Genomic DNA, 23,611 nt, shown 5'->3' with positions numbered 1-23,611 from the left:
GTTGATTCCTCCTTAACGTTCTTTTACTTGCTATATGTTTAACCTATTCCACCGCAATTGCGTTAGCTATCGGTTTTATGAGAATGTTCAATCCCTTTGCGCAGTGCATTCCACGCTAGAGTTGCGCATTTAATCCTCGCTGGGAATTTGTTAACGCCCGACAGGGCCTCAATGTCTTCATATTCAAATTCTACGGATTCGCCCTTCATGAGGCCAGAGAAATCATCAGCCATCTTCAGTGCTTCTTCGACTGTCTTCCCTTTGACAGCATCCGTCATCATGGATGCCGAAGATAAGCTAATCGAGCAGCCTTCGCCTGTGAATTTCGCCATTTTCACGATACCATCTTCAACTTGCATCTGCAGTGAAATTTTATCGCCGCAGGTTGGGTTGTTTAGGTCAATCGTAACGGACTCGCCGGACTCAAATTTCCCACGGTTGCGAGGAGTTTTATAGTGATCCATAATTACTCTACGGTATAAATCATCCAATTGCATCGCCGAAGTACTCCTTTGTTTTCAGTAAAGCCGTCACAAGACGGTCTACATCATCTTCCGTATTATATAGATAGAAGCTCGCACGAGCTGTGCTGCTTTGTTCTAACCATCTCATCAGCGGTTGGCAGCAGTGGTGACCCGCACGAACTGCAATGCCCATGGAATCCAACACCGTTGCTACATCATGAGGATGAACATCGCCAAGATTGAAAGTTACTAACCCTGCACGATTCGTCGTTGGCCCGTAAACAGATAAATCTGGAATTTGCATCATACGATCCAAAGCATAGTTCGTAAGCTCTACATCATGTTTAAAAATGTTATCCATCCCAACTTCTGTTAAGAAGTCGATAGCTGCGCCAAGCCCAACTGCTCCTGCAATCATAGGTGTTCCGCCTTCGAATTTCCACGGAAGTTCTTTCCAAGTTGACTCATACAGATCGACATGATCGATCATTTCCCCGCCAAACTCTACTGGTTCCATGTTATTCAACAAAGACTTCTTCCCGTACAATGCCCCAATTCCGGTTGGTCCACACATCTTATGCCCGGACAAGGCATAAAAGTCACAATCCAAATCTTGCACATCCACTTTCATATGCGGCGTACTTTGTGCACCATCGACCATGATCTTGGCACCATGCTTATGAGCAATAGCAGCAATTTCTTTGATCGGGTTAATCACACCAAGCACATTGGATACATACACGATCGAAACAATCTTCGTACGATCAGTGATTGTATTCTCCACATCTGCAAGGGAGATTGAACCGTCTGGCTGCAGTGGAATATATTTTAAAGTGGCACCTGATTTCTTAGCAGCCTGCTGCCAAGGAATCAAGTTACTGTGATGCTCCATCGGGGTAAGGACGATTTCATCGCCCTCACGAAGTACCGATTCGGCATAGCTAGCTGCCACAATATTAATAGCGGTTGTAGTGCCTCGAGTGAAAATAATTTCCTGCTCACTAGCTGCGCCGATGAACTTCGCCACTTTGGCTCTAGCTCCTTCGTACGCATCCGTCGCTCGGGAACCTAGGGTATGAACCCCGCGATGAACGTTCGCATTATCCCACTCGTAGTAATGCTTCAGTGCCTCGATCACCTGAATAGGCTTCTGGGAAGTAGCAGCACTATCCAAGTAAACCAGAGGATGACCGTTCACTTCTTGCTTCAGAATGGGAAAAAGTTCACGTATCTCGGCAGGTATCATTGTCCTAACTTCCTCTCCACTAAGCTTTGCAGCTGTTCTTCAACGCTCTTAACTGGGATCTCGGAAACGACTGGTGCCAAGAATCCGTAAATGATTAAGCGTTGAGCTTCTTCTTTGGTAATCCCACGGGACATAAGGTAGTGAACTTGTTCTGCATTCACTTGCCCAACGCTCGCAGCATGACCTGCTTTAACATCATCTTCGTCAATCAGAAGAATAGGGTTCGCGTCTCCACGAGCTTTCGGGCTAAGCATCAAGACTTTCTCGGTTTGTTGACCGTTACAGCCTGTTGCGCCTTTCTCAATCTTCGTGATTCCGTTGATAATTGCTGTAGATCCATCACGCATAACGGCACGTGTAATCATATCACTTGTTGATGCTTTACCCCAATGTACGGCACGCGTCGTAAGGTTCAGCTTCTGTTCTTGTGTACCAACACAGATCACTTTGGCATCGGAATCGGATCCTTTACCTTTTAGAACGGATGTCGTATCAGACATTGAATTGCCGTAGTTTAACTCACCAACAACCCAACCAATACGGGAATCATCTTCAAGAATCGCACGACGATACGTGAGGTCTGTTACGGATGCTTCCAAGCTGTGAATGGAGGAATAGCTAACACGTGAACCTGGTTTGGCAAACACTTCAACGACACCGTTCTGCACAAGCTCTGCGCCGCCAACGGAGGACACAAAGTTATCTACATACGTAACCGAGCTGAATTGTTCAGCAACAATGAGAACGTGCGGAGCAAATGTGGCTTCAGCATCATCGGCAACAAACAACGCTTGAAGTGGGATATCAACAACCACGTTCTTGGGAACGTAGATGAAAATACCACCATTCCATAATGCCGCATGCAAAGCTGTCAGCTGATTTTCATTCGCCTCAACAGCCTTCATGAAGTAAGGTTTAACCAAGTCTCCATGCTCACGAACAGCCGTTTCTAGATCTGTGAAAATAACGCCTTGTGCCTTCAATGCTTCAGACACTTGATTGAACACGATACCGGAGTTGCGTTGTACGATCAAGTTTTCAGAATTCACTAAGCCTTGCGTCACTTCAGGCAATGCATCAAGTGAGCTCAACGCAGCTTGCTCTTTATAGGATCCGTAGGCGGAAATGCTCCAACGGTCGATTCTTGTTTTTTCTAGTATAGGTAATTCCAACGAATTCGCTAATGCTACCCCTTCAGTACGAAGGGCTGTCATCCACTCCGGCTCTTGCTTGCTGCGGGAGAGCTCAGTAACAGCATTAGTATCGATGGAAAGTGATGTTTTAGTGCTCATGATTTCCTCCATTTGTAAGTATCTTTGACCCTAAGATCAAAGTCTCTCATCTCCTAGTACTTCGGTCCTTGTGTGTTCATAGGAACTTTGAACTCTTCTTCGTCTTGACCAACAGTTTCGTCAACGATACCCAATTCTTCTTTGATCCAATCGTAACCTTCCGCTTCCAATCGCTCAGCGAGCTCAGGGCCACCGGATTTTACGATGCGACCTTGCATCATAACATGTACAAAATCAGGTTTAACGTAGTTCAATAAACGTTGGTAATGCGTGATGATCAAGAAGCCGCGCTCTTCACTGCGCATCGCATTGACACCTTCAGCCACGATACGCAGGGCATCGATATCTAGACCGGAGTCGATTTCATCAAGGATAACGAATTTAGGCTCAAGCAAAAGCATTTGGAGAATTTCATTACGCTTCTTCTCACCGCCGGAGAAGCCTTCGTTCAAGTAACGGTGCATGAACTCAGGGTTCATTTCCAGTTGCTTCATTTTCGCTTCCATTTGACGGATAAATTTGATCAAAGAAATTTCGTTACCTTCGCCGCGGCGAACATTCATTGCACTGCGCAAGAAGTCAGCGTTCGTTACGCCTGTGATTTCGCTTGGGTATTGCATAGCCAAGAACAGACCTGCGCGTGCTCTTTCGTCAACTGCCATCTCAAGCACATCTTCGCCGTCTAATGTAACAGAACCCTCTGTTACTTCGTATTTCGGGTGACCCATCAACGCGGAAGCTAATGTACTTTTACCTGTACCATTCGGCCCCATGATCGCGTGAATTTCGCCGCCTTTGATTTCTAGGCTAAGACCTTTCAAAATTTCCTTTCCTTCGATGGTCGCTTTCAGACCCTCTATTGTAAATGTTGATGAATTTGCCATTTTCTTTAAGCCTCCATAATGTTTGAGTGTACTAGATAGATGACAATCATATGTAATGATTATCACTGATTCTCATTAGAATAATTCTATTATAACTTACTGTGACAAATCAAGAAAGGGCATTTCCATGAAAAAGGCGAGCGTTTTGTGAAAAGCTACGTGAATTATACGCCAAAGTACGTTTTATTTCAGCAACTTGTGCAGTAAATTCTACCTCATTCAACACGGGGGTCATCTCAGAATCATCCGGTATCAATGCCCCCAGCTGGATCCATGATTTGCAGCCAATATAGGCCTGTTCGATCTCAATCCGGATCGGTTCGTTAAGCATATATACCCTTAAAATCATTATATGCAACGGGTTTTTACGTTTCCACTTCAATCGCTCTTCCGTGAAATTTTCTGTCCAAATATGAAAAGGAAACAACTGATTCAGCTTTTCTTGGTCGCTGACTTCGATATCTTCCACCATTCGAGCAAAAGAATGAATGGTCACATGCGTATCTTGTGCGCTCCAGTTGACCAATGTTTCATCGATAATTCCGCGATAGGGCTCTTTCAGCAGTTCTTTTCTCTGATGCTCATATGTTGGATAGAGAAAGAAATCATTCGATTCCACCTGAAAATCTCTTGTTTCTTCGACAATACCTCCCTTGCGCATAATAAAAATTTGTGAGCCGGCTTCTAAAGCTTTAACTGCAGATGCCCATTCCTTCAATGCTTTCCCATTCCCCATGTCGCCAACCCCGTTCTCCTCATTAATCTATCTATTATAAATAAACTTTGTACACAAGACAAATCCGATTGATGTTGATAAAAAAAAAATGGAACAGCCTTAGAATCGGCCATTCCTTATTTCGTTGAATCCTTTTCATACGATACTTGCATTCGGGTAAACTGATCTTGATTATGTTTCATCGGATTCGGATCATGGGTGCTGTCTGGTGTATCTGCTTGGTAGGCAAGAAGTAAGAACGTCATGCCCAGGGCAATAACCAATAGGACATTCAGAAGTTTCATCCATTTCACATCCTCGGATATCAGGTATCTTTAGGATAATGGGAATTCATATCATGAATGTTTGTGTGAGTTAAAGATTGTGTAAATATTTCATCCCAGGAATGATTGCAGCATCCAACGATGCTTCTCCAGAGAAGTTTGGATCGCTAAGAGCATATCCGATGTGGTATCGTCGCTCGCTTCCTCGCAGATCTCCATGCCCGCCTTCAGTTCTTGCGTAAGGATAGTGAAATCTTCAATAATCGCTTCGACCATTTTCGTAGCCGTTTCCGTACCCGATGCTTCCTTGAGTGAAGAAATATCTAAGTAAGCTTTCATCGTTGCGGCAGGTTGACCGCCAATCGCCAACAGTCGTTCAGCTAATTCATCCACATGAAGCGCAGCCTCATTGTAAAGCTCCTCAAATTTGACATGAAGCGTAAAAAATTGATTTCCTTTGACATACCAATGAAAATTATGAAGCTTAACGAACAGTAAATTCCAGTTGGCAATTTGCTTATTAAGTACCGTTTGAATGGATTGCGTTGAGACCAATGTTGCGCTTGTCATTCAAATCCTCCTTCATTTTCCTAAAAATCGTCCTTGTACACGCTAATTTACGTCTATCACGCGGATTTTATGTAAAATAACCAACATTTCTGAAAAGTGTATTTCATGCGGAAACAATTTGTCTTATACTAGGTAAAGACAATTAATACTCAGTAAATTAGTTGGAATTAATTCCAATCACTTTAAGAAGATGCTTACGAAGTCAGTTTTCTGACGAAAACTTTTTGGGAGGTTCATTCATGTCCACTTATCATCCGTTATCGGAAGCGCAAGCCATCGAATACGCTCGACGTATTCCAGAATTGTTCCAATCAGGTTCTGAACTAACTAGCCAAGAAATTGGAGATGGAAACTTAAACCTCGTGTTTCGTATATCAGAGGCAGCTACAGGAAAAAGTATTATTTTGAAACAAGCTCTTCCTTATGCCAAAGTTGTTGGGGAATCCTGGCCGTTGACGCTTGATCGTGCGCGCATTGAGAGCGAAGCATTGATTATTGAAGAAGGCCTTGTGCCAGACCTCGTCCCGCATGTGTATGCTTATGATGCAGACTTAGCGCTTACCGTCATGGAAGATTTGAGCGATCACGTGATCATGCGTCGCGGATTAATCGAAGGTAATCAATATCCGCTGTTTGCTGAACACATTGGGCGTTTTATGGCGCATACCCTTTTCTTTACTTCGGATTTAGGCAAAAATCAACAAGAGAAAAAGATTCAGCAAGGACGCTTCATCAACCCGGAACTTTGCAAAATCACCGAAGATTTGATCTTCGATGATCCGTATCGGGATGCGGAAACGAACAATATTGATGCCGCGATCCGTGATGCTGCAGAGCAACTATGGGGGGATAGCGAACTTCACTTTGAAGTTGCCATTCTACGCAATAAGTTCCTCACTTCGTCACAAGCTCTGCTTCATGGGGATTTGCATACTGGCAGTATTTTTATCAAACCCGACTCTACGAAAGTAATTGACCCTGAATTCGCTTATTATGGCCCGATGGGCTTCGATATTGGTGCTGTTCTCGCTAATCTGCTACTTAACTTTGCTGCGCAAGAAGGTTGGAGTAAAGATGATGCAAGCCGTTCCGCTTACCGCGCCTATTTGACACAAACTGTGAAGGATGTATGGTCACACTTTGAAGAAAATTTCCGTGCACTATGGAACGAGCATGGGGTAGATCGCGTATTTGCCGCGCCAGGTTACCAAGATTATTTCATCTCCAACTTGCTGCGTGATACAGTTGGATTCACAGGCGCCAAAATGGTCCGTCGGGTAGTGGGTCTTGCCCACGTGGCCGATATCGATAAAATTGAAGACGCGGCAGCAAGAGAGCGCGCACAACGTTTGGCCTTAACAATCGGGACCGCTGCTATTCGGGCGAACCGTCAGGTAACCACAATTGATGAACTAATAGCAATTGCAACACGAGCAGCAGAAAGAGGTTTTGTACTATGACAACAAACAATGTAAAAGATGAAAACGTGAAGGACCAACATCAAGAGCAAGGGGCTTTGCAGTCCTTGCGCTGGAATGGCCAGCAGCTAGATTTGCTCGATCAACGCCTCCTTCCGGAGGAGATCGTGTATTTGCCGCTGGAGACACCGATCGAGGTGTGGGAAGCGATTCGGCACTTGAAAGTTCGCGGCGCACCTGCGATCGGGATCGCCGCCGCGTATGGGGTATACCTCGGCATCCGCGGTGTGGATGCTACAGTTGATGGGCTTCTGGCGGAAGTCCAGAAGCAAGCGGATTATCTGGCGACGTCGCGTCCGACGGCGGTGAACTTGTTCTGGGCGCTCGATCGCATGCGTGCGAGAGCGGATGTTTTGGCAGCCGAGGGCGTGAGCCCGGATGCGTTCAAGGCTGCGCTTCTGCAGGAAGCGCAAGTGATTCAGGCGGAGGACGAAGACACCAACCGCCGTATTGGCGAACATGCGCTCACGCTGTTCGAGGATGGGTTCGGCGTGCTGACGCATTGCAACGCCGGCGGTTTGGCGACCGCCAAGTACGGCACGGCGCTAGCGCCGTTCTACTTGGCGAAGGAGCAAGGGCTGAACATCAAAGTGTTCGCCGATGAAACACGGCCGGTGCTGCAAGGCGCGCGGCTCACGGCATTTGAACTGCAGCAGGCTGGCGTAGACGTCACGCTGATCTGTGACAACATGGCCGGCGCGGTCATGGCCAAGGGCTGGATTCAAGCGGTCATCGTAGGAACGGACCGCGTAGCGGCAAACGGCGATGTTGCCAACAAAATCGGCACCTACAGCGTAGCCGTGCTGGCAAAGGCGCATGGCATCCCGTTCTATGTGGCAAGTCCGCTGTCGACCATCGACTTGAACACGCCGACTGGCGGCGACATTCCGATCGAGGAGCGCCATGAGGACGAGATCACGCAAGGTTTTGGCAAGCGGACAGCACCTGCCGGCGTGAAAGTATTCAACCCAGCATTCGATGTAACTCCGAATGAGTATGTAACCGCGATTATCACTGAAAAAGGTATCGTTCAAGCTCCATATGGCGAAAACCTGCGTAAGCTTTTTGAATAAACTTGAAGGCTCCGCTTTCAGGCCATTAGAATTGAATTTAACTGAAAAACCTCCAGTTAAATTCGCGAGATTACACTAAAATATAAGTTTAGATGGAAAAACTCCAGTTAAATTCCGACTCTCTGCTTCTTTTGCGGAGAAAGTCAGAAAATAGCTGGAGTTTTTCCAGTTATTCGGCTTACTGTGCGAAATTTGCTCCAAATAGCTGGATGTTTTCCAGTTAAAACGTTGCAGTGTGCGATGGGGTGGTGGATTGTGGGGTTGGAGTAGCTAAGAATAACTAAATAGAGCTGTCCAGAAGTAGATTTTCTACTTTCGGACAGCTCTCTTTGGAGTTTACATCGTGCTCGCGTGTTGGAGCAACGTATTCTCACGGTAAGCGTTCGGCGTTGTGCCGTGCGCCTTCTTAAATACATAATGCAAGTAATTGCTGGATGTGAAGCCGCTGCGCTCTGCTATTTTCTCCAGCGTCAGCGTGGTTTGCTGCAGCTCGCTGCATACGAATTTGAGGCGAATTTGCTCTAAGAATTCGCTGAAGGACACATTAGCCTTCTCCTTGAAAATCCGTTGAAGCTGCCTCGAGCTAATCTGCACACGTTCAGCCACGCCTTCCAAGGTTAAGGGACGACGGAAGTTATCCGTGATGAATTGAACGGCCATCTGATAGCGATAGTTCTTCATATCACGAGCAGGCAGATTAACTCCCTGCGGCTCCTGTTTGTACGCACTAACGGTTCTTAGCAGCATCTGGATGATGGACTGTTTAATAACCGTATACTGACCTAACTGGTTGTTCCGCCAAGCTTCGTAAGCCACCAGGAAGCATTTCATCGCTTCATGGCGATCCACGGCTGGAACATGAGGCAGCCTGCTTAGCTGTCCCATACAAGCTTCAGCTTCCGCCATCTCCCATTCCTCTCCCCAACTAGAGGAGGACGTACTAGAAGAGGACGTACTAGAAGAGGCAGCTTCTTCCTTATCCGCTAATTTCACAATATCTACATGGAGACATAGCTCACCCATCGCTTCGTGCTCATCTGCTTCTTGCCGATGAATGACACCGGGTGCTGTGACATAGAGGAGTCCTTCATGGAGGGCATGCGTAACTCCTTCTAGGATAACTCTTCCTTTGCCACTAGGAATATAGTGAATTTCGTACTCTGAATGCTGATGATAATCGACGATTGCTCCTGCAGGAAAGGAAGTCAGATGGCAACGCAATACTCGAATTCCGTAAGCTCCCCAACGAAAGCTTAATTCCAGGCGATCTAATGCCATCGGATTTTCTAACATAGGTTCGAAGTAAAAAGGTTGACTCATAGGTCTATACCGCTTCCTTTCCAGATGGTGACGATTAGTTTGCTAGGGAATCCAGACGCACTTGGCTTTTACTAGCAACCGATAGATTTGAAGCTTCCATTAGCTTCGTTAAGTCTACAGCCAATCCGATATTTTCAGTGGCTTTAGTACCATTTTGAATATGTGCTACCCATTGATCAAACGCAGTTGGCTTCGCATCAGGAATTGGTTCGTAAGCCACCCACTGATTTGTTGCTTCTTCCAGCTTGCTCGTACGCAGTAAGACGCGGCCATCGTGCTCGGAGTACAAGATACTGCCTGATGTACCATGTACTTCAATCACGAAAGGCGAAAAAGCATTCACAAAACCTGCTTCCACGATACCGAGCGCACCATTCTCATATTGAAGCAGCGAAACGGCATTATCTTCAACTTCTCTTCCTGTTACATAGCCATAAGAAGCGCTTACAGCAACGGGCAGACCTAGAAACAATCGATTAAGATACATCGGATGACAACCAAGATCGATAAGTGCTCCGCCACCGCATTGCTCAGCATTGTAGAAGTGCTCCGGCAACCAGCCATTCGGATTCGCGGTAGTCGATATGCCACCATTATGCGAAAGTCGTGTACGGACAAGCGTGACTTGACCAATTAACTCTTTAGCAAGGATATCTTGAATCGCCAAGGTAGATGGAGAATTCAAACGCGGCAAGGAGACTGTTAACGTTACGCCAGCTTCCTCTACGGCTGCTAGAATTTCATTCACTTCGTGAAGCGTAGGAGCGATAACTTTCTCTGTGAAAATATGTTTACCTGCCTGTGCAGCAGCGATAATGACATCTCGATGAAGGTTGGTTGGCGTGTCAACAACAACAGCTTCAATCTCTGGATTAGCTAGTAACTCTTCAAGACTTGCGTAGAACGCCACACCTCGTGTTTCGGCTTCCTGCTGACCTCTCTCTACAATCTCGTCCCAAATAGCCACGATCTCTGTATCCTGGTGCTCATTTACCTGTTTTGCATAATCCTTTGCATGTACATGCCAGAAACTTAACATTGCTACTTTCATCCTGAATAACCTCCAAATAAGTGACTTGGGATCATTGTATCATGCGCACAGTAGCGGATAAATTCCGATTTCGTGACAGTTGAAGGTACAAAATTACGACATACACTTATTTGTTTCCCTATTCGAAGATTAGGATAGAATATCTAGAACGTCAAGTTTTTTCAAAGAAATAAACGGGAACACGTTCACAACTCCAAAGTTTAAAATTGATAATTCCTATGTGTTTAGTATACAATTAAGGGATTATCTCATATTTCCTGAAAGGAGTTCATATCCTATGTTGTTTACACCCTATACTATTGCTGGTGTCACTCTCAAAAATCGGATCGTCATGTCACCGATGTGTATGTATGCCTCTGATGAATCTGGTGAAGTCAAAGACTGGCACCATGTACATTACGCTTCACGGGCCGTCGGCCAAGTTGGGCTTATCTTAATAGAAGCAACGGCAGTTACGGCTCAAGGTCGGATTTCGACGCGTGATTTGGGCATCTGGGAGGACGCGCATATCGATGGCTTGAAGCGCATTGTCACTTCCATCCATGGACATGGCTCCCATGTGGGCATTCAGCTCGCACACGCAGGCAGGAAAGCTGTCCTCGACACACCTATCATTGCCCCATCGCCTATTCCGTTCTCAGATACGTTCAAAACACCGGATGAAGCTACACTTTCAAACATTCAAGAAACTATTCAAGCATTCGCTGACGCGGCTGATCGTGCCAAGCAAGCTGGATTTGATGTCATCGAAATTCATGCGGCTCATGGCTACCTCATTAACGAATTCCTATCACCTTACTCCAATCATCGTCAAGATGCATACGGAGGTAACCAAGAGGGGCGCTTCCGCTTCTTGCGCGAAACCGTTCAAGCCATCCAAAAACGCTGGGACGGCCCCCTGTTTGTCCGAATTTCGGCTAATGAGTATGTGGAAGGCGGACTTACACCGCAGGATCACGTCTATTTCGCAACGCAACTCAAGGAGCTTGGCGTCCATCTGATTGATGTCAGCTCCGGTGGCAATGCACCGATCGTTCCCAACTTCTTCCCAGGCTACCAAGTGCCTTTCGCGGAAGAAATTCGCACCAAAGCCGACATCCCTGTCGGAGCTGTTGGACTGATTACGGAGCCGCAGCAAGCGGAAGAGATTCTGCAAAATCACCGTGCCGATCTCATTTTCCTGGGTAGAGCCCTATTACGTGACCCGTATTGGGCGAGATCCGCCGCACAGGATTTACGCGTAGAACTCGTGCCTCCAACACCGTACCAACGAGGTTGGTAATGTAAATAAAAACACCCCCACTGGGCACTTCATTCGACCACGTGGGGGTGTTATGTTATTTGGATACTGGCACCGTATTATAATACTCTTCCATCGTCACTTTCTTCGATTGGATCTCCTTAGCGACGTCAGTGCCTACATATCTCAAATGCCAAGGCTCATATTGATAACCCGTAATGGCAGCTTTTCCTTGCGGGTAGCGGATTATAAAACCGTACTCACTTGCATGCTTCTCTAACCAGATAGCTTCCTTCGTTCCGCCAAAGCAATCGGATGCCGCGCATTTGCCATTACTACCCGTTACGTCAATGGCAAGTCCCGTTTCATGCTCACTTGTTCCAGGAACCGCGCTGTAGGTTTTGGCCTTTTCTTCGCCATCCTTTTTCACGTAACTATCAAACAGGGCTTTCTGTGTGGCATACGAACGATAGGCCGAAACACCTGCTAATGGAACACCATCTTTTGCCGCTTCGGCGAATAGCTTCTCTATGGCAGTTGCCGCGACTTGGCGCATTTTGCGTTTATCAATCTTTTCGGAAAATGTAAAGGCAATGTTCGGGTATACAAGATCTGTCGGCTCATAAGTGGATGGCAATGAATTCGTCTTATTGACCAGAACGGTAATACTCTCCGGCTTAGCAATCACTTGAACTGCGCCATTCTTAGTTGGTGTAGGGCTAGCAGCAGGTGAAGTCACAGGATTCGACGATGGTTTCGTTGTTGCTGTAGCCGTAGCTGCAGGGGGCGTTGTAGTCGGTGTCGTTCCTACACTTGGCGAAGCCGTAGGGCTTGTTGTCACACTAGCTGATGCTGTGGGGCTAGGAGAACTCGTAGAGGCTCCTTCATCCTTACTTCCGCAGCCTGCCACAATTGTTAACGCCAAGAGGATGGCGATGGATACGTTCATTTTGATTGTCATGTGATCTACCTTAATCCTTTCATTTCGTGTCGTCATGCCGCTTAGAGGGAGGTTAAAAAAGCTTTCCAAAGTAATAGACCGCGAATGCAATGAAAAAGTTTCATTCCCACGATTATTTTAACTTAGGCAAAAAGGCTGCATCTAGGATGAGCTCCTAAATCGCAGCCTTCTCATATTTTATGCGGAACTGGTTACCGTTTCAAGTTTACTTCTGACTAGCGACAATCGCTTGTTCCAAATCATAAATAATATCTTCAATCGCTTCTGTTCCAACGGATAAACGAATAAGTCCTGGAGACACACCAGCTGATGTCTGTTCCTGCTCATTCAATTGTGAGTGCGTGGTACTTGCAGGATGAATGATTAAGGATTTGGAATCGCCCACATTGGCCAAATGAGAGAATAGCTCTACGGAGTGAATCAGCTTCTTACCCGCTTCAATGCCGCCTTTGATACCGAAGCTTAGAATCGCACCTTGACCTTTCGGCAAATACTTCTTAGCTAAGGAATAGGACGGGTGACTTTCAAGTCCCGCGTAGCTTACCCACTCTACAGACTCATGAGCTTCTAAATATTGAGCTACTTTCAACGCATTGGAGCTATGACGCTCAAGACGAAGATGCAACGTTTCTAAGCCTTGCAGTAATAAGAATGAACTATTCGGGGATAGGGATGCTCCCAAGTCGCGCAATAATTGGACGCGTGCCTTAATAATATATGCAATCGAACCAACCGCTTCCGTGTAAACAACTCCATTATAACTCGGGTCTGGTGTCGTCAAACCAGGGAATTTGCCGCTTGCAGCCCAGTCGAATTTCCCGCCATCTACGATCACGCCACCAATTGTCGTACCATGACCTCCGATAAACTTCGTCGCAGAGTGCACTACGATATCAGCGCCATGCTCGATCGGTCTAAGCAGATATGGACTTGGGAATGTATTGTCAACGATAAGAGGAATACCATTCTCATGCGCAATCGCCGCTACGGCTTCAATATCCAAGACATCCCCTTTGGGATTACCAATGGATTCTGCATAGATGGCTTTCGTTTTGTCCGTGATCGCTGCGCGGAAATTATCGGGATTACTTGCATCAACGAATTTCACTTTAATGCCTAATTTAGGCAACGTGTTCGCAAATAAATTGTATGTACCGCCATACAAGGCGGAAGCGGATACGATTTCATCACCAACTTCAGCAATGTTCAGAATTGAAAATGTGATGGCTGCTTGTCCGGAAGCTACAGCAAGTGCTGCTGGCGCACCTTCCAGTGCAGCGATACGTTGTTCGAACACATCTGTTGTCGGATTCATAATACGTGTATAGATATTCCCAAATTCCTTCAGTGCAAATAAATTCGCTGCATGCTCGGTGTCGTTGAACACGTAGGATGTCGTTTGATAAATAGGAACCGCTCTTGAATTCGTGGCGGGATCAACCTTTTGGCCTGCGTGAATCGCTAGTGTTTCTGGTAAATGTTTACGTTCAGAATTTGACATGAACATGCCTCCTAGGATAATAATTCGTTTGGGGATCAATGAAAAAAATCACAAAAAATGTAATTCCTACTGAAATAGTATGATATAAGTTTACTGGTATATTCTACCTAAAGTCAACATAAGAATTTCGATCATGTAAAAACCCGCAATCGAAACGAATGTCGATTACGGGCTCATCTTATCATTTATCCTGAGGGAGCAAAATAATGCGTCCATTTTCCATTTCTACGCGCATTTTATTCGTCCCTGCCGCACCGATAGATTCCAAATAATTAGCTGGAATTTGCAGTCTGCCGGCCTTGTCGACGACGGCATATTCAATATGCGAATCTTCGTTAGACGAAATAATTCCCTGCTCCATCTCCAGCAATTCTTCCTGATACGATTTGCGCCGCAAGATTTCAGAGGAAGTTTTGCCGTCGCGAATCGCAACGACACGGTCTACCTTCTTCGCCAGAAGCGGATCGTGCGTAACGATTACGACGGTCAAACCGAAGCTGCGATTCAGCTCACGAAACAGATCAAGAATCTGATTCGCCATCTTCGTATCGACAGAGCCGGTCGGTTCATCCGCTAGCAGAAGCCTAGGCTGATTAGCCAGGGCAATGGCAATCGCAACGCGTTGCTGCTCTCCACCAGAAAGCTCACCTAGCTTATTATTTCTCCGGTGACTCAAGCCAACAGCTTCCAATAAATCCAGCGCGCGATATCGTTTGCGCCGTCCCTGCAGCAGAATGGGCAGCTCCACATTTTCGAGTGCCGTCAAATAAGGTATGAGATTACGGGCATTATTTTGCCATACGAAGCCAACGGTCTCCCGTTTATATTTGACCAAATCAGATTCTTTAAACTTCAATAAATCTTTGCCATCCACGCTCAGATTGCCAGCCGAAGGTCGATCCAACCCCCCGAGCATATTGAGCAGCGTCGATTTCCCACTACCGCTATTGCCGATAATGGCCATCAATTCGCCTTCTTGGATATGAAGATCAAGACCTTGCAGCGCAACAACTTCTAGATCAGCCGCTTTATAAATTTTAACTAAATTCTCACAATGAATCATATCTAATCCTCCCCAAGCTTGACGGCTTGATGAATCTTGATTCTGGAGAGCATCGTGCCGAGCAGCAGCAGTCCCAGCCCAATCATAATCGTGACAATCATATACAAATGCAGTTGATCCCTCGGATCAAAGCTGACTTGGAAAGGGGGTACTTGGCTCGATGAATCGAATGTAATTTGAAATAATGGAACGAACAGACGGCTAGCTACATTCCCCGTAATCATGCCGATTAACACGGCCGCTCCTGACGTTAGCAGCTGTTCGGCAACTAGCATTGCGATCAACTGCCTGTAGGATATTCCCATAGCACGAAGCACTCCGAATTGAAGGATCTGTCCATACAACGAAAGCAGCCAATATAGGAGAAAGCCAATGAAGCTGATGCCAATCGCGATTAAAAAGCCAAGCGTCATAACACCATTCACAGCTAATTGGAAGGGATCATTCTTCGACTGAATCACCATCATATTCGTATCAACTAATTGCGTAACGGACATGCGCTTCTGCTCTAATGACGCATACAAGGCTTGACTCGTCATACCCGGCTTTAGCTTTAGCCATACTTGATAAGGTTCCACAGCTAAATTATTCTGAATGAATGAAAGATGTCCGATGACGAGTTTCGGTGAATTTGCTTTACTTCCTGAACTCGATGATGAGGATGTAGATGTTGAGGATGCTGTTAAAATCGGATTCGGATTCCAACTAGGCCAATAATCAATAATCCCGTAGATCACCGATGTAGCCCCTTCCACATCATTCCAACCGATTCGAACGACATCTCCTACTTTGGCGCCCGTTTCTTCCGCAATGGACCTAGAGATCAATACAGCTTTGGAATCCGTCGCCAACACATTCAGATAGTCATAGAAATGATGATCTAACAAATGATCACGGAACCAGGCTGTGCGTCCGAAATCGTCGGTATCAATCCCCATGAGTGTCGCTTTCTTCGAATCTTTGCCAATAGAGATATAGGCGTCTTCTTTCTTAAATACCCGCGCCGCAGACGCTACACCGTTCAACTGTGTGAATGGCATGAATGGCGGTTCAATGTATTGGACACGTTTCTTCCCACCGCCTTCGCTGCTTTGAGGTTTCGCTTCATCAAACCCCGGCGGACCTGACTTTGGAGGCGGCGCATCATTATCCCATGCAGTTTGCAGCACTATATCGGAGCCATTCTTATACTGGATTTTCTCTTCCACATTCTTATTCATCGTTCTTGCTGCGCTCGCGCTGAAGATGCCCGTTGCGAGTGTCATGATAATAAATAACATGATGAATTGATACTGTGTCGTTGATCTTCCCACTTGCAGCAGAGTGGAATATAAGTAAGGTGGCCACCATTTTCGACCGAGTGCGTAGATTAGCTTAATGACCCAAGGGTAAATCCTGAGCAGAAAGAGTCCCATAGCGAATATGAAAAAGGCAGGTACAACGAACAATAAGGGATCAATCTTCATGTCCAGCGAATCTAAGCCAAGCGCAACCAAATCATCCATCCGTCGCTTAAAGCTTTGCAAGAGATACATCGAAACAGCTAACAAGACGACATCTAGATATATTTTATGGACAAAAGAAAGTGTATTCTTCCTTGCGAGTGTTTGCTTATGACCCACTATACTCACGCGTGTTGCCAGTACGGCAGGAATGAGCACCATTACAACCGAAGCGATAACCGCTATCAACCCATATTGATAAGCCTCCTGACCAAGCTTTACTTCAATGGCCGCTCGCTGGACGAACGATAGAAATCCATTTGAAGCTCCCAAGATTTTGGTGAGTTGCAGTCCTAGAAATGGTCCGATGAGGAGAGCAATTCCACCTAGCAGAATCCCTTCGATTACATACCCCATGATAATCTGAGCCCGGCTTGCCCCTCGGCTTCGCAGTACAGCGATTTCTGTTTTCTGCCGTTCGGTAATCAAGTTAGCAACCATAAATAAATAGAAAGCAAGTAAAATACAGACTGGTACATTCAATGACCATAACAGGATCCGGAGCTTCTTCTCTTTGTCCCCGTAGGATTGCAAGGTGAATACCGTTGTATTGCTGGATGTATACGTTTCTAAATTCCGACTGAAATATTCATCCATCTCCTTGAAGGTCGCAATAAAGGTGTCTATCCCCTCTAACTTCAATTGATGGTAGTCCAAAAGGATATTCCAGTACGAAAACAGATCCATAAAATTGCTGCTACTCGTAAATTCTTGTTCAAATAAGTCCGACGGAATGAAAAATCTTGAATCCAAATCTTTATCCGTATTTGTCCAATACATATCCGTGAAATCTGCACGATCAATGACGGCAACTGGCTTAATTCGAATCGAGTTCTTCAAATCGTTGTCCAAGACAGTGAGTTCATTGCCTAGCACAATTTTCTGCTTCGTCAACAATTCTGGAAACACCCAAGCCTCATAAACGCCATTCACGAGCTTTGCCGAAGGCATGACGCCATCAACAAGTCGAATATGTTTTTCCAGATCGGTTATGGCCGCAAGTTCGCCATATCTATTCACTTTGGGATCTAATTGATTGGGATCGCTAGGTGTCAGTTTAAACGTCTTGGTGCCTCGGATTATCGTAGACATCAAAATTGGTAAGTCAAAACGCTTACTCCTATCGATCATGAGCGAGTCCGTTTCTTCTAAGCGTTTATCGCCTTCCTTGGCTTTGGCAAAATAAGCTTGGTAATTAACAAGTCCTGGATACTTCTGTGAATTCGTCTGTTGAACTTCCAAGTCTTTGATCAACATACGTTGCAAAATGGCATGGGTATAAATCGGCATGGAGCTCGCAAGGGCGACAGAAATAATTAACCCTAGTAATAAACTAAGCTCTAGCCAACGGTTTTTTGCCATTTTGCGGAGAATCATCAGTAATAAAGCCATGCCAATCCTCCTAAAGGTTTCGCCTTTGAAAGCGTACTAATTATTTAAAATGACATTCTGACCTTCTGATAGCCCTGTTCGTATTTCTACTTCCGTAGCAGTGACAAGCCCCTTCTCGACATCGACTTCTTTGCGACTTTCACCATTCAGCACTTGTACATAATCGCGACCGAGATAAGATCGTAGGCCTGTTCTTGGAATGATCAGGACATTGTCACGTTTCTCCACGATAATCGTCATATCACCAGACGCACCAATCTCCGCGCCAACCGTCCCTTCCGGAATCCCTACGATAACCGTTTTGGCATTTCGTTCCATCTGCTGTTTATTATCGGTTCGAGGAGCACTTGAAGGGGTTTGCAGCACTTTACCTGGCACTATATCTCCCTTCGAACCGAACTTCACTTCTGCATTCATGCCCACTTCGATTCCCGCAATTGCTCCGCTATCAGACGCTTCGTAGACTAACTGCACCTTGCTCGGATCTGATACGACAACTAGCGTACTGTAGGCATCCACGATATTACCTTGTTGCGCATCCGTTACGAATGTAACGATACCACCGTTTTCGGCTGTTAATTTGGTTTTCGCCAATTCGGTTTGCAGATTAGCGAGTTGCAGTTGAGCTGCTTCCACATCGATGGCCTTAAGTCGAAGTGACAACTCTTGATCAGTCGAAGATACGGTCATCTTTACTTGCCTATACGCGATCTCAGCCTTCTCCACATTCAGCTTCTGCAAGGCAATTTTCATTGTTAAATCACCTTGTTCCAATTCTGCAAGCACATCGCCTTGCTTCACGATATCTCCTGATCTAACACGCAAACCAGCTAGTCGGTGGCCTGATTCTTTAAAAAAATAATTCGTCGTTTGGCTCGATCTTAATGTCGCCATCGCACTGACTTTCCTTGTGATGGAGCCTTTCTTCACTTCATACAGTTCAAAGTTTTCTTTGACTGGCTTCACCAGAGGCGGCTTCAGTGCTTCTTCTTCTTTGGGCAGCAACGCACAACCAGCAAGTATGACAAGCACACCTGTTAGTAGAACAATCTTGGAAGCAATGTGATTAACCTTCATCAACAATGGACCCATCCTCCAATGCATAGACTTCATCGACAATTTCCATAATCGCCAGATCATGTGTCGTCATAATAATCGTCATCCCTTCTTGCACCAAATCTTTGAATAACTTCAGAATCTGCAGACCCATTCGACTATCCAACTCCGCCGTAGGTTCATCCGCAAGTATTAGCTTAGGCTTATGAGCAATCGCTCTAGCGATAGCAACTCGTTGTTGTTCCCCGCCAGAAAGTTCATAGGGTCTATGTTTCATTCTCGCCTTTAACCCCACGAAATGCAGTGCCTCTTCGGCAAGCGTCTTGTATTGACTTGGAGGTACGCCTGAGATGCGTAAACCAAACTCGACATTCTCGTAAGCCGACATATACGGTACTAAGGCGAACGATTGGAAAATAAGGCCTACCTGTTTGCGCCTGAGTTCATTTCGCTTGGATTCGGGGAGTGTGCTGATCTCGAGCCCTTCCAAATAAACGGCACCTTCGGAGGGATAATCCAAGGCCCCTATGATGTTCAGCAAGGTTGTTTTCCCGGAACCTGATCTTCCGCGCAAAGCCACGAGTCTGCCCCTGGGGATCGATAGATTCGCTCCGCGCAGGGCATGAACCGCTCCTGATCCTTTTCCAAATACACGTGTAACACCAATGGCTTGCACCATCGGCACTTGATAGTCCTGCATCGTCAAAGTGAACACCTCATCTTTACGCTAATCCTGCTTCTCTCTTTAAATGTAAACCTTTACATAACAAATAAACAGACTGCCTTTGTTGGAAAAGGTGTCTGTTTGTTCGTTTTGCGAGTTAAGAGTAACTCACTGAAAATACCATACCGGTTTAATTCGGCTTCTCATACTCTTTCGGTGAACAGCCAACAACACGTTTAAACGTCTTGGCAAATGTTTTGGCATCAGGAAAGCCTACAGCTTCCGCTACTTCATAGACTTTCATCTCACCGGTTCGCAATCTTCGCTTCGCTTCTTCCATACGGATTCGAGTCAACGTCTCGCTCAGTGACTCTCCCATTTCCTTACTGTACAAATCACTTAAATAACTGCGGCTGAGCCTCACATGATCAGCCATGTCCGATGTACTGATTGGCGAGGCATAATGCTCTCGCATATAGGCAAGTACCTTCCGGATAAACGGATGATTGGCGCGATGCTTCTGATCGTTGCCAAGAACTTCCACCGAAGTCTCGTTCAGCATGTTCATCGCTTCACGTACAAGATCCGTCACTTGTTCAAAGCTGTTGCATTGGCTCAGGGCTTTGTTATGTACGAACAGCTCTTCATAGCGTTCAATGTCCGCATAGCCGCGTTCGCGGGCATAACCAGCTGCGAGCGCAAGCAGCTCTTGGATAAAAGCCAGCACCCTCTCCTTCTCGGGACGCTGCTCTCCCAATCTCGCGCAGAGAAGGTCCGCGTGATGCAAGTACCCTGCGCTGTTATCGTGCACGATACAGCGCAAGAGATCGCTGCGTATGTCATACGGCAGCGCTGTTGTCGGCTTGCTTGCGGCCTGCGGCGCAAGCACCATCCGGCGATTCCGGCCGAGGCCGTAGAATCGCTCGTGCAGCTGCTGCGCGTGGAGCGCCGCAGCAGGCTGCAGTTCTTGGAGCCGGCGCAGGACGACGCCGGCTCCAATGAACCAGTCCGGCGCGGATGCGAGCCGGACTTGGGCAGCGCGCTCGAGCGCTGCGGCAGCGGCGAGAGCGTCGCCGGCTGTGGCTGCTGCTGCCGCCGGCATGAGCAGCAGCACGCTGTCCGCGGCGAGCGGCAGCGCTGCGAGGCAGCCGGTCCAGCGCCAGCCTGCGGCAGTCGCGGGGCTGGCACCCGCGGCGCCGGTGTGCAGCAGCAGGCTGACCAGGGAGCTGCCGCCGAAAAGCTCAGCCTGCAGCTCCGCTTCACCAACGCCCGACTGCAGATACACCTGCAGTCGGGTCACCAGCTGCATCTGTAGGGTCGACGCAAGCTCTAGCTCCCGGATCCCCTGCTCCCGTCGCTCTTTCCGCTCTATTTCCAGATCGCGTTTCACGCCAACCATAATCTCCAGTAACGACTCGGGCTCCATCGTTGGTTTCAGAATATAATCTTTGGCTCCCAACTTCATCGCTTCTTTGACATAGGTGAAGTCGTCCATACAGCTCAAGACAACGCTGCTAATCGGTCTTGAACGCTCTTTGAGCTTGCGGAGCAATGCCAAACCATCCATGCGGGGCATAATCAGGTCCGTGATAACAATGTCGATATCCAAGGCATCTATAAGCTTGTAGGCTTCCTCGCCATCTTCTGCATCACCTGCGTAGGTAAACCCGAAATGTGCCCAATCTACCAACTCACGTAAACCTTGCCGAATGATCGGTTCATCATCCACAACGAGTACATTCATGTAAGCATCACTCCTCACCTTGATGGATGGGAAGAAACATGCGAACCGTGGTTCCTTCACCGGGTTTACTGCTAATATGCATTTTGTACTCGGGTCCATAAATCAACTTTATTTTCTCTCGAATATGTGAAATCCCCACGCCACTCATGCGCTCCTTCAGCATACGATTAGCCTGCACATCTCCAATTTCAATTCCGGTTCCAACTTCAGTTCCAGTTGCAGCCATCGTTTGCCAAACAGAACTCCCCTCTTCAACCGACATCCCAACCCCATTATCTTCCACTTGGCAAAATAAAAGATCACGATCTAACCAAGTCCGAATTGTAATGAGGCCCTCTCGCTTGGTCGGCCCAATCCCGTGAATAATCGCATTCTCCACTAAAGGTTGTAAGAGCATCCTTGGAACTAAGCAGCCTAATGTGATGTTATCTGCTTGCATGTCTATCCGAATACGATCCCCGTATCGGAATCTTTGAATTTCCATATAATCATGCGTCAAAGCAATCTCTTCCCGCAGGGTAATAAAATCACCTTTTTTACCTAAGCTAGCTTGCAAAAGGCGAACTAAAGCACTAACCACCTCAGAGATCTGAGGTGTCTTATGGATTTTGGCCACCCACTTGATCGTATTCAAGGTATTGTAAAGGAAATGGGGGTTCAATTGATAATGTAGCGCTTCCATTTCTGCTTCTTTCTTCAGGGATTCTTCTCGCTTCACTTGCTTAATGAGATCTTCCAAACGATTCAACATTTGGTTATAGCTCTCACCTACTTGCGTCCACGCTTCAGAGCTTTTGAACGTCCAATATGCCCTCAAATCGCCTCGTTCTGCACGATTCATTAATGCTTTTAAGACATACAAAGGCTTGGTCACAGCGTTGATAAAGAGAAGTAATCCCCCTACGCTAAGTGCGATAACTAGGGTGAATAGAATAACCAGCCAAGTGCGGTAGTTAGGAAATACGTCAAGACGATCGACGGTTAGAGGTGCTTCATAATACGATAACCATGAAATATTACCACTGACTTCCATTTGTTTGACAGAATGAATCATGGTCCCATTGCTACTCAATCCGACAACTTGGTGACCTCCCCCTTGCAAATCACCTGTATAAACACCTTCCCGATACAACACCTGTCGATCAGAATCCATCAAAACATAGGTATGTGTTGGATTATTTGTCGTGAACTCCTTCCATACCTTGTTCATATTCAACCAAATGGTAAGCTTACCAAGCTCTTGTGTACTCGAAGTATCAATAATTGATTGCGAATACGTCATGAGATTTGCGTTATACCGACTAGATTCTGCTCCTAACGGCTCAAAGCGCTTATTTATACGTTTGACCTGTGTGACGAGCGCCCCATCCGTTTCCCCCGTATGAGCACATAGTGTTCGATTGGTTGAATGAACCGTCAGACATACCTGCTCGATGTAACGCGTATGCGCCGTTTGCTCCGACAGCAAGCTATTCACGTAAGCGCTCAGCTCCTTGGCCGTCTGTGAAGAAGACTCTTGGAGTTTAGCAAAAGAAATAAGCGCATAATCCGATGCTTGTCGATGTGTCATTTCTGCTGTGTAGTGTAATTCCCGCTGCAGCCCCATGACAATTTGATCATGTTCGAGATCCACGGCATGCATGGCCGTTCTTTCCATATAACCTGAAAACTGCTGATAGCCTACATAGAGCACAAGCCCTAATGGCAATGAAATCCCTAGAAAAACATAGAGCAACACGCGTAGTTGAAATCTATTCATGAGGTGAGAGAACAACGATGGCATATGTCACCTTTCATTAAAGCATGAATCGTTAGCTGATTAACGTATTCTTATCATAGCATACTGGAAATTTTTGTAGCTTCATTTTTTACTCAACGATACTGTTATGGAAGCTGGAGTTTTCGAGGTTGCCGGGTTGTGTGGTATCCAGTTTCGAATTTGGGGTTGCGGTTGAGACTTAGGGCTCTACACGTCCCAATGTTAAAATAACTGGAAATTATCAGGCTGTCGAGTAAAGCGCTTCCAATTACGAATTGAAGCATATTTCTGCTCTTCCACGATGTTTGTAGGTGTAGATAAAAAGATCGCTCCTAGGCTTGCATACTTTGCA

20 protein-coding genes are annotated in these 23,611 nt (G+C 46.3%); 3 read left to right on the top strand and 17 right to left on the bottom strand.

Going from position 1 to position 23,611, the window contains the following annotated elements:
- Window positions 1-62: 62 nt before the first annotated feature.
- The 7 genes from sufU to AC58PV_RS18570 form a co-directional block, all read right to left on the bottom strand.
- Entirely contained in the window at window positions 63-497 is a 435-nt protein-coding gene (gene sufU, locus AC58PV_RS18600) for a Fe-S cluster assembly sulfur transfer protein SufU (RefSeq protein WP_497433771.1), read from the bottom strand.
- Window positions 484-1,710, bottom strand: a complete 1,227-nt coding sequence (locus AC58PV_RS18595; protein ID WP_497433770.1) for a cysteine desulfurase — start codon at window positions 1,708-1,710, stop codon at window positions 484-486. The genes sufU and AC58PV_RS18595 overlap by 14 nt, the downstream gene beginning before the upstream one ends.
- A complete protein-coding gene (gene sufD / locus AC58PV_RS18590) occupies window positions 1,707-3,002 on the bottom strand; it encodes a Fe-S cluster assembly protein SufD (RefSeq protein WP_497433769.1) in 1,296 nt (431 codons plus the stop codon). The genes AC58PV_RS18595 and sufD overlap by 4 nt, the downstream gene beginning before the upstream one ends.
- Before the next feature lie 53 nt (window positions 3,003-3,055).
- Window positions 3,056-3,886, bottom strand: a complete 831-nt coding sequence (gene sufC, locus AC58PV_RS18585; protein ID WP_497433767.1) for a Fe-S cluster assembly ATPase SufC — start codon at window positions 3,884-3,886, stop codon at window positions 3,056-3,058.
- 109 nt (window positions 3,887-3,995) lie between these two features.
- Window positions 3,996-4,622, bottom strand: a complete 627-nt coding sequence (locus AC58PV_RS18580; RefSeq protein ID WP_497433766.1) for a DUF1802 family protein — start codon at window positions 4,620-4,622, stop codon at window positions 3,996-3,998.
- A 116-nt stretch (window positions 4,623-4,738) separates the two neighbouring features.
- Window positions 4,739-4,906: a hypothetical protein gene (locus AC58PV_RS18575; RefSeq protein WP_497433765.1), complete on the bottom strand. Its 168-nt coding sequence runs from the start codon at window positions 4,904-4,906 to the stop codon at window positions 4,739-4,741.
- Between the two features lie 90 nt (window positions 4,907-4,996).
- Complete coding sequence (locus AC58PV_RS18570) at window positions 4,997-5,455, bottom strand: Dps family protein (protein ID WP_497433764.1); 459 nt, start codon at window positions 5,453-5,455, stop codon at window positions 4,997-4,999.
- A 239-nt stretch (window positions 5,456-5,694) separates the two neighbouring features.
- Between AC58PV_RS18570 and mtnK the strand changes: the two genes are divergently transcribed.
- Window positions 5,695-6,915: an S-methyl-5-thioribose kinase gene (gene mtnK / locus AC58PV_RS18565; protein WP_497433763.1), complete on the top strand. Its 1,221-nt coding sequence runs from the start codon at window positions 5,695-5,697 to the stop codon at window positions 6,913-6,915.
- Complete coding sequence (gene mtnA, locus AC58PV_RS18560) at window positions 6,912-8,006, top strand: S-methyl-5-thioribose-1-phosphate isomerase (protein ID WP_497433762.1); 1,095 nt, start codon at window positions 6,912-6,914, stop codon at window positions 8,004-8,006. Before mtnK ends, mtnA begins: the two co-directional genes overlap by 4 nt.
- A gap of 336 nt (window positions 8,007-8,342) precedes the next feature.
- Here mtnA and AC58PV_RS18555 read toward each other — a convergent pair whose 3' ends face one another.
- Together AC58PV_RS18555 and AC58PV_RS18550 are read right to left on the bottom strand one after the other, a co-directional pair.
- A complete protein-coding gene (locus AC58PV_RS18555; RefSeq protein WP_497433760.1) occupies window positions 8,343-9,326 on the bottom strand; it encodes a helix-turn-helix domain-containing protein in 984 nt (327 codons plus the stop codon).
- A 34-nt stretch (window positions 9,327-9,360) separates the two neighbouring features.
- Window positions 9,361-10,377 carry a Gfo/Idh/MocA family protein gene (locus AC58PV_RS18550; protein ID WP_497433759.1) on the bottom strand — a complete coding sequence of 339 codons (1,017 nt, stop codon included), beginning with the start codon at window positions 10,375-10,377 and terminating at the stop codon, window positions 9,361-9,363.
- A gap of 277 nt (window positions 10,378-10,654) precedes the next feature.
- Between AC58PV_RS18550 and namA the strand changes: the two genes are divergently transcribed.
- Complete coding sequence (gene namA / locus AC58PV_RS18545; protein ID WP_497433758.1) at window positions 10,655-11,659, top strand: NADPH dehydrogenase NamA; 1,005 nt, start codon at window positions 10,655-10,657, stop codon at window positions 11,657-11,659.
- A gap of 55 nt (window positions 11,660-11,714) precedes the next feature.
- On the opposite strand, the gene AC58PV_RS18540 is transcribed toward namA, so the two are convergent.
- The 8 genes from AC58PV_RS18540 to AC58PV_RS18505 all read right to left on the bottom strand — a co-directional run bounded on the left by AC58PV_RS18540 (window position 11,715) and on the right by AC58PV_RS18505 (window position 23,259).
- Window positions 11,715-12,578, bottom strand: coding sequence for a M15 family metallopeptidase (locus AC58PV_RS18540; protein WP_497433757.1), 864 nt, complete (start codon window positions 12,576-12,578; stop codon window positions 11,715-11,717).
- Between the two features lie 205 nt (window positions 12,579-12,783).
- Entirely contained in the window at window positions 12,784-14,079 is a 1,296-nt protein-coding gene (locus tag AC58PV_RS18535; RefSeq protein WP_497433755.1) for a homocysteine synthase, read from the bottom strand.
- Between the two features lie 181 nt (window positions 14,080-14,260).
- The gene (locus tag AC58PV_RS18530; RefSeq protein WP_497433754.1) at window positions 14,261-15,142 is read right to left on the bottom strand and encodes an ABC transporter ATP-binding protein; all 882 of its coding nucleotides are present in this window, start codon (window positions 15,140-15,142) and stop codon (window positions 14,261-14,263) included.
- 2 nt (window positions 15,143-15,144) lie between these two features.
- Complete coding sequence (locus AC58PV_RS18525) at window positions 15,145-18,036, bottom strand: ABC transporter permease (protein WP_497433753.1); 2,892 nt, start codon at window positions 18,034-18,036, stop codon at window positions 15,145-15,147.
- 36 nt (window positions 18,037-18,072) lie between these two features.
- Window positions 18,073-19,113, bottom strand: a complete 1,041-nt coding sequence (locus tag AC58PV_RS18520; RefSeq protein WP_497433752.1) for an efflux RND transporter periplasmic adaptor subunit — start codon at window positions 19,111-19,113, stop codon at window positions 18,073-18,075.
- The gene (locus tag AC58PV_RS18515; RefSeq protein WP_497433750.1) at window positions 19,103-19,792 is read right to left on the bottom strand and encodes an ABC transporter ATP-binding protein; all 690 of its coding nucleotides are present in this window, start codon (window positions 19,790-19,792) and stop codon (window positions 19,103-19,105) included. Before AC58PV_RS18515 ends, AC58PV_RS18520 begins: the two co-directional genes overlap by 11 nt.
- Before the next feature lie 154 nt (window positions 19,793-19,946).
- On the bottom strand, window positions 19,947-21,500 hold the full coding sequence (locus AC58PV_RS18510) for a response regulator (RefSeq protein ID WP_497433749.1): 1,554 nt from the start codon (window positions 21,498-21,500) through the stop codon (window positions 19,947-19,949).
- Between the two features lie 7 nt (window positions 21,501-21,507).
- Window positions 21,508-23,259, bottom strand: coding sequence for a sensor histidine kinase (locus AC58PV_RS18505; RefSeq protein WP_497433748.1), 1,752 nt, complete (start codon window positions 23,257-23,259; stop codon window positions 21,508-21,510).
- Window positions 23,260-23,611: the final 352 nt, after the last annotated feature.

It is taken from the genome of Paenibacillus sp. J22FR83 (assembly GCF_059691955.1).
This window is presented reverse-complemented; position numbering and strand designations above follow the sequence as displayed.

Excerpts from the sequence above, each read along its gene's own strand:
- AC58PV_RS18595 (WP_497433770.1), bottom strand. The coding sequence starts at position 1,710 with ATGATACCTGCCGAGATACGTGAACTTTTTCCCATTCTGAAGCAAGAA.
- AC58PV_RS18525 (WP_497433753.1), bottom strand. The coding sequence starts at position 18,036 with ATGGCTTTATTACTGATGATTCTCCGCAAAATGGCAAAAAACCGTTGG.
- AC58PV_RS18540 (WP_497433757.1), bottom strand. The coding sequence starts at position 12,578 with ATGACAATCAAAATGAACGTATCCATCGCCATCCTCTTGGCGTTAACA.
- AC58PV_RS18530 (WP_497433754.1), bottom strand. The coding sequence starts at position 15,142 with ATGATTCATTGTGAGAATTTAGTTAAAATTTATAAAGCGGCTGATCTA.
- mtnA (WP_497433762.1), top strand. The coding sequence starts at position 6,912 with ATGACAACAAACAATGTAAAAGATGAAAACGTGAAGGACCAACATCAA.
- AC58PV_RS18535 (WP_497433755.1), bottom strand. The coding sequence starts at position 14,079 with ATGTCAAATTCTGAACGTAAACATTTACCAGAAACACTAGCGATTCAC.
- AC58PV_RS18555 (WP_497433760.1), bottom strand. The coding sequence starts at position 9,326 with ATGAGTCAACCTTTTTACTTCGAACCTATGTTAGAAAATCCGATGGCA.
- AC58PV_RS18520 (WP_497433752.1), bottom strand. The coding sequence starts at position 19,113 with ATGAAGGTTAATCACATTGCTTCCAAGATTGTTCTACTAACAGGTGTG.
- sufC (WP_497433767.1), bottom strand. The coding sequence starts at position 3,886 with ATGGCAAATTCATCAACATTTACAATAGAGGGTCTGAAAGCGACCATC.
- namA (WP_497433758.1), top strand. The coding sequence starts at position 10,655 with ATGTTGTTTACACCCTATACTATTGCTGGTGTCACTCTCAAAAATCGG.
- AC58PV_RS18515 (WP_497433750.1), bottom strand. The coding sequence starts at position 19,792 with ATGCAGGACTATCAAGTGCCGATGGTGCAAGCCATTGGTGTTACACGT.
- AC58PV_RS18575 (WP_497433765.1), bottom strand. The coding sequence starts at position 4,906 with ATGAAACTTCTGAATGTCCTATTGGTTATTGCCCTGGGCATGACGTTC.
- AC58PV_RS18580 (WP_497433766.1), bottom strand. The coding sequence starts at position 4,622 with ATGGGGAATGGGAAAGCATTGAAGGAATGGGCATCTGCAGTTAAAGCT.
- AC58PV_RS18505 (WP_497433748.1), bottom strand. The coding sequence starts at position 23,259 with ATGAATAGATTTCAACTACGCGTGTTGCTCTATGTTTTTCTAGGGATT.
- mtnK (WP_497433763.1), top strand. The coding sequence starts at position 5,695 with ATGTCCACTTATCATCCGTTATCGGAAGCGCAAGCCATCGAATACGCT.
- sufD (WP_497433769.1), bottom strand. The coding sequence starts at position 3,002 with ATGAGCACTAAAACATCACTTTCCATCGATACTAATGCTGTTACTGAG.
- AC58PV_RS18570 (WP_497433764.1), bottom strand. The coding sequence starts at position 5,455 with ATGACAAGCGCAACATTGGTCTCAACGCAATCCATTCAAACGGTACTT.
- AC58PV_RS18510 (WP_497433749.1), bottom strand. The coding sequence starts at position 21,500 with ATGAATGTACTCGTTGTGGATGATGAACCGATCATTCGGCAAGGTTTA.
- sufU (WP_497433771.1), bottom strand. The coding sequence starts at position 497 with ATGCAATTGGATGATTTATACCGTAGAGTAATTATGGATCACTATAAA.
- AC58PV_RS18550 (WP_497433759.1), bottom strand. The coding sequence starts at position 10,377 with ATGAAAGTAGCAATGTTAAGTTTCTGGCATGTACATGCAAAGGATTAT.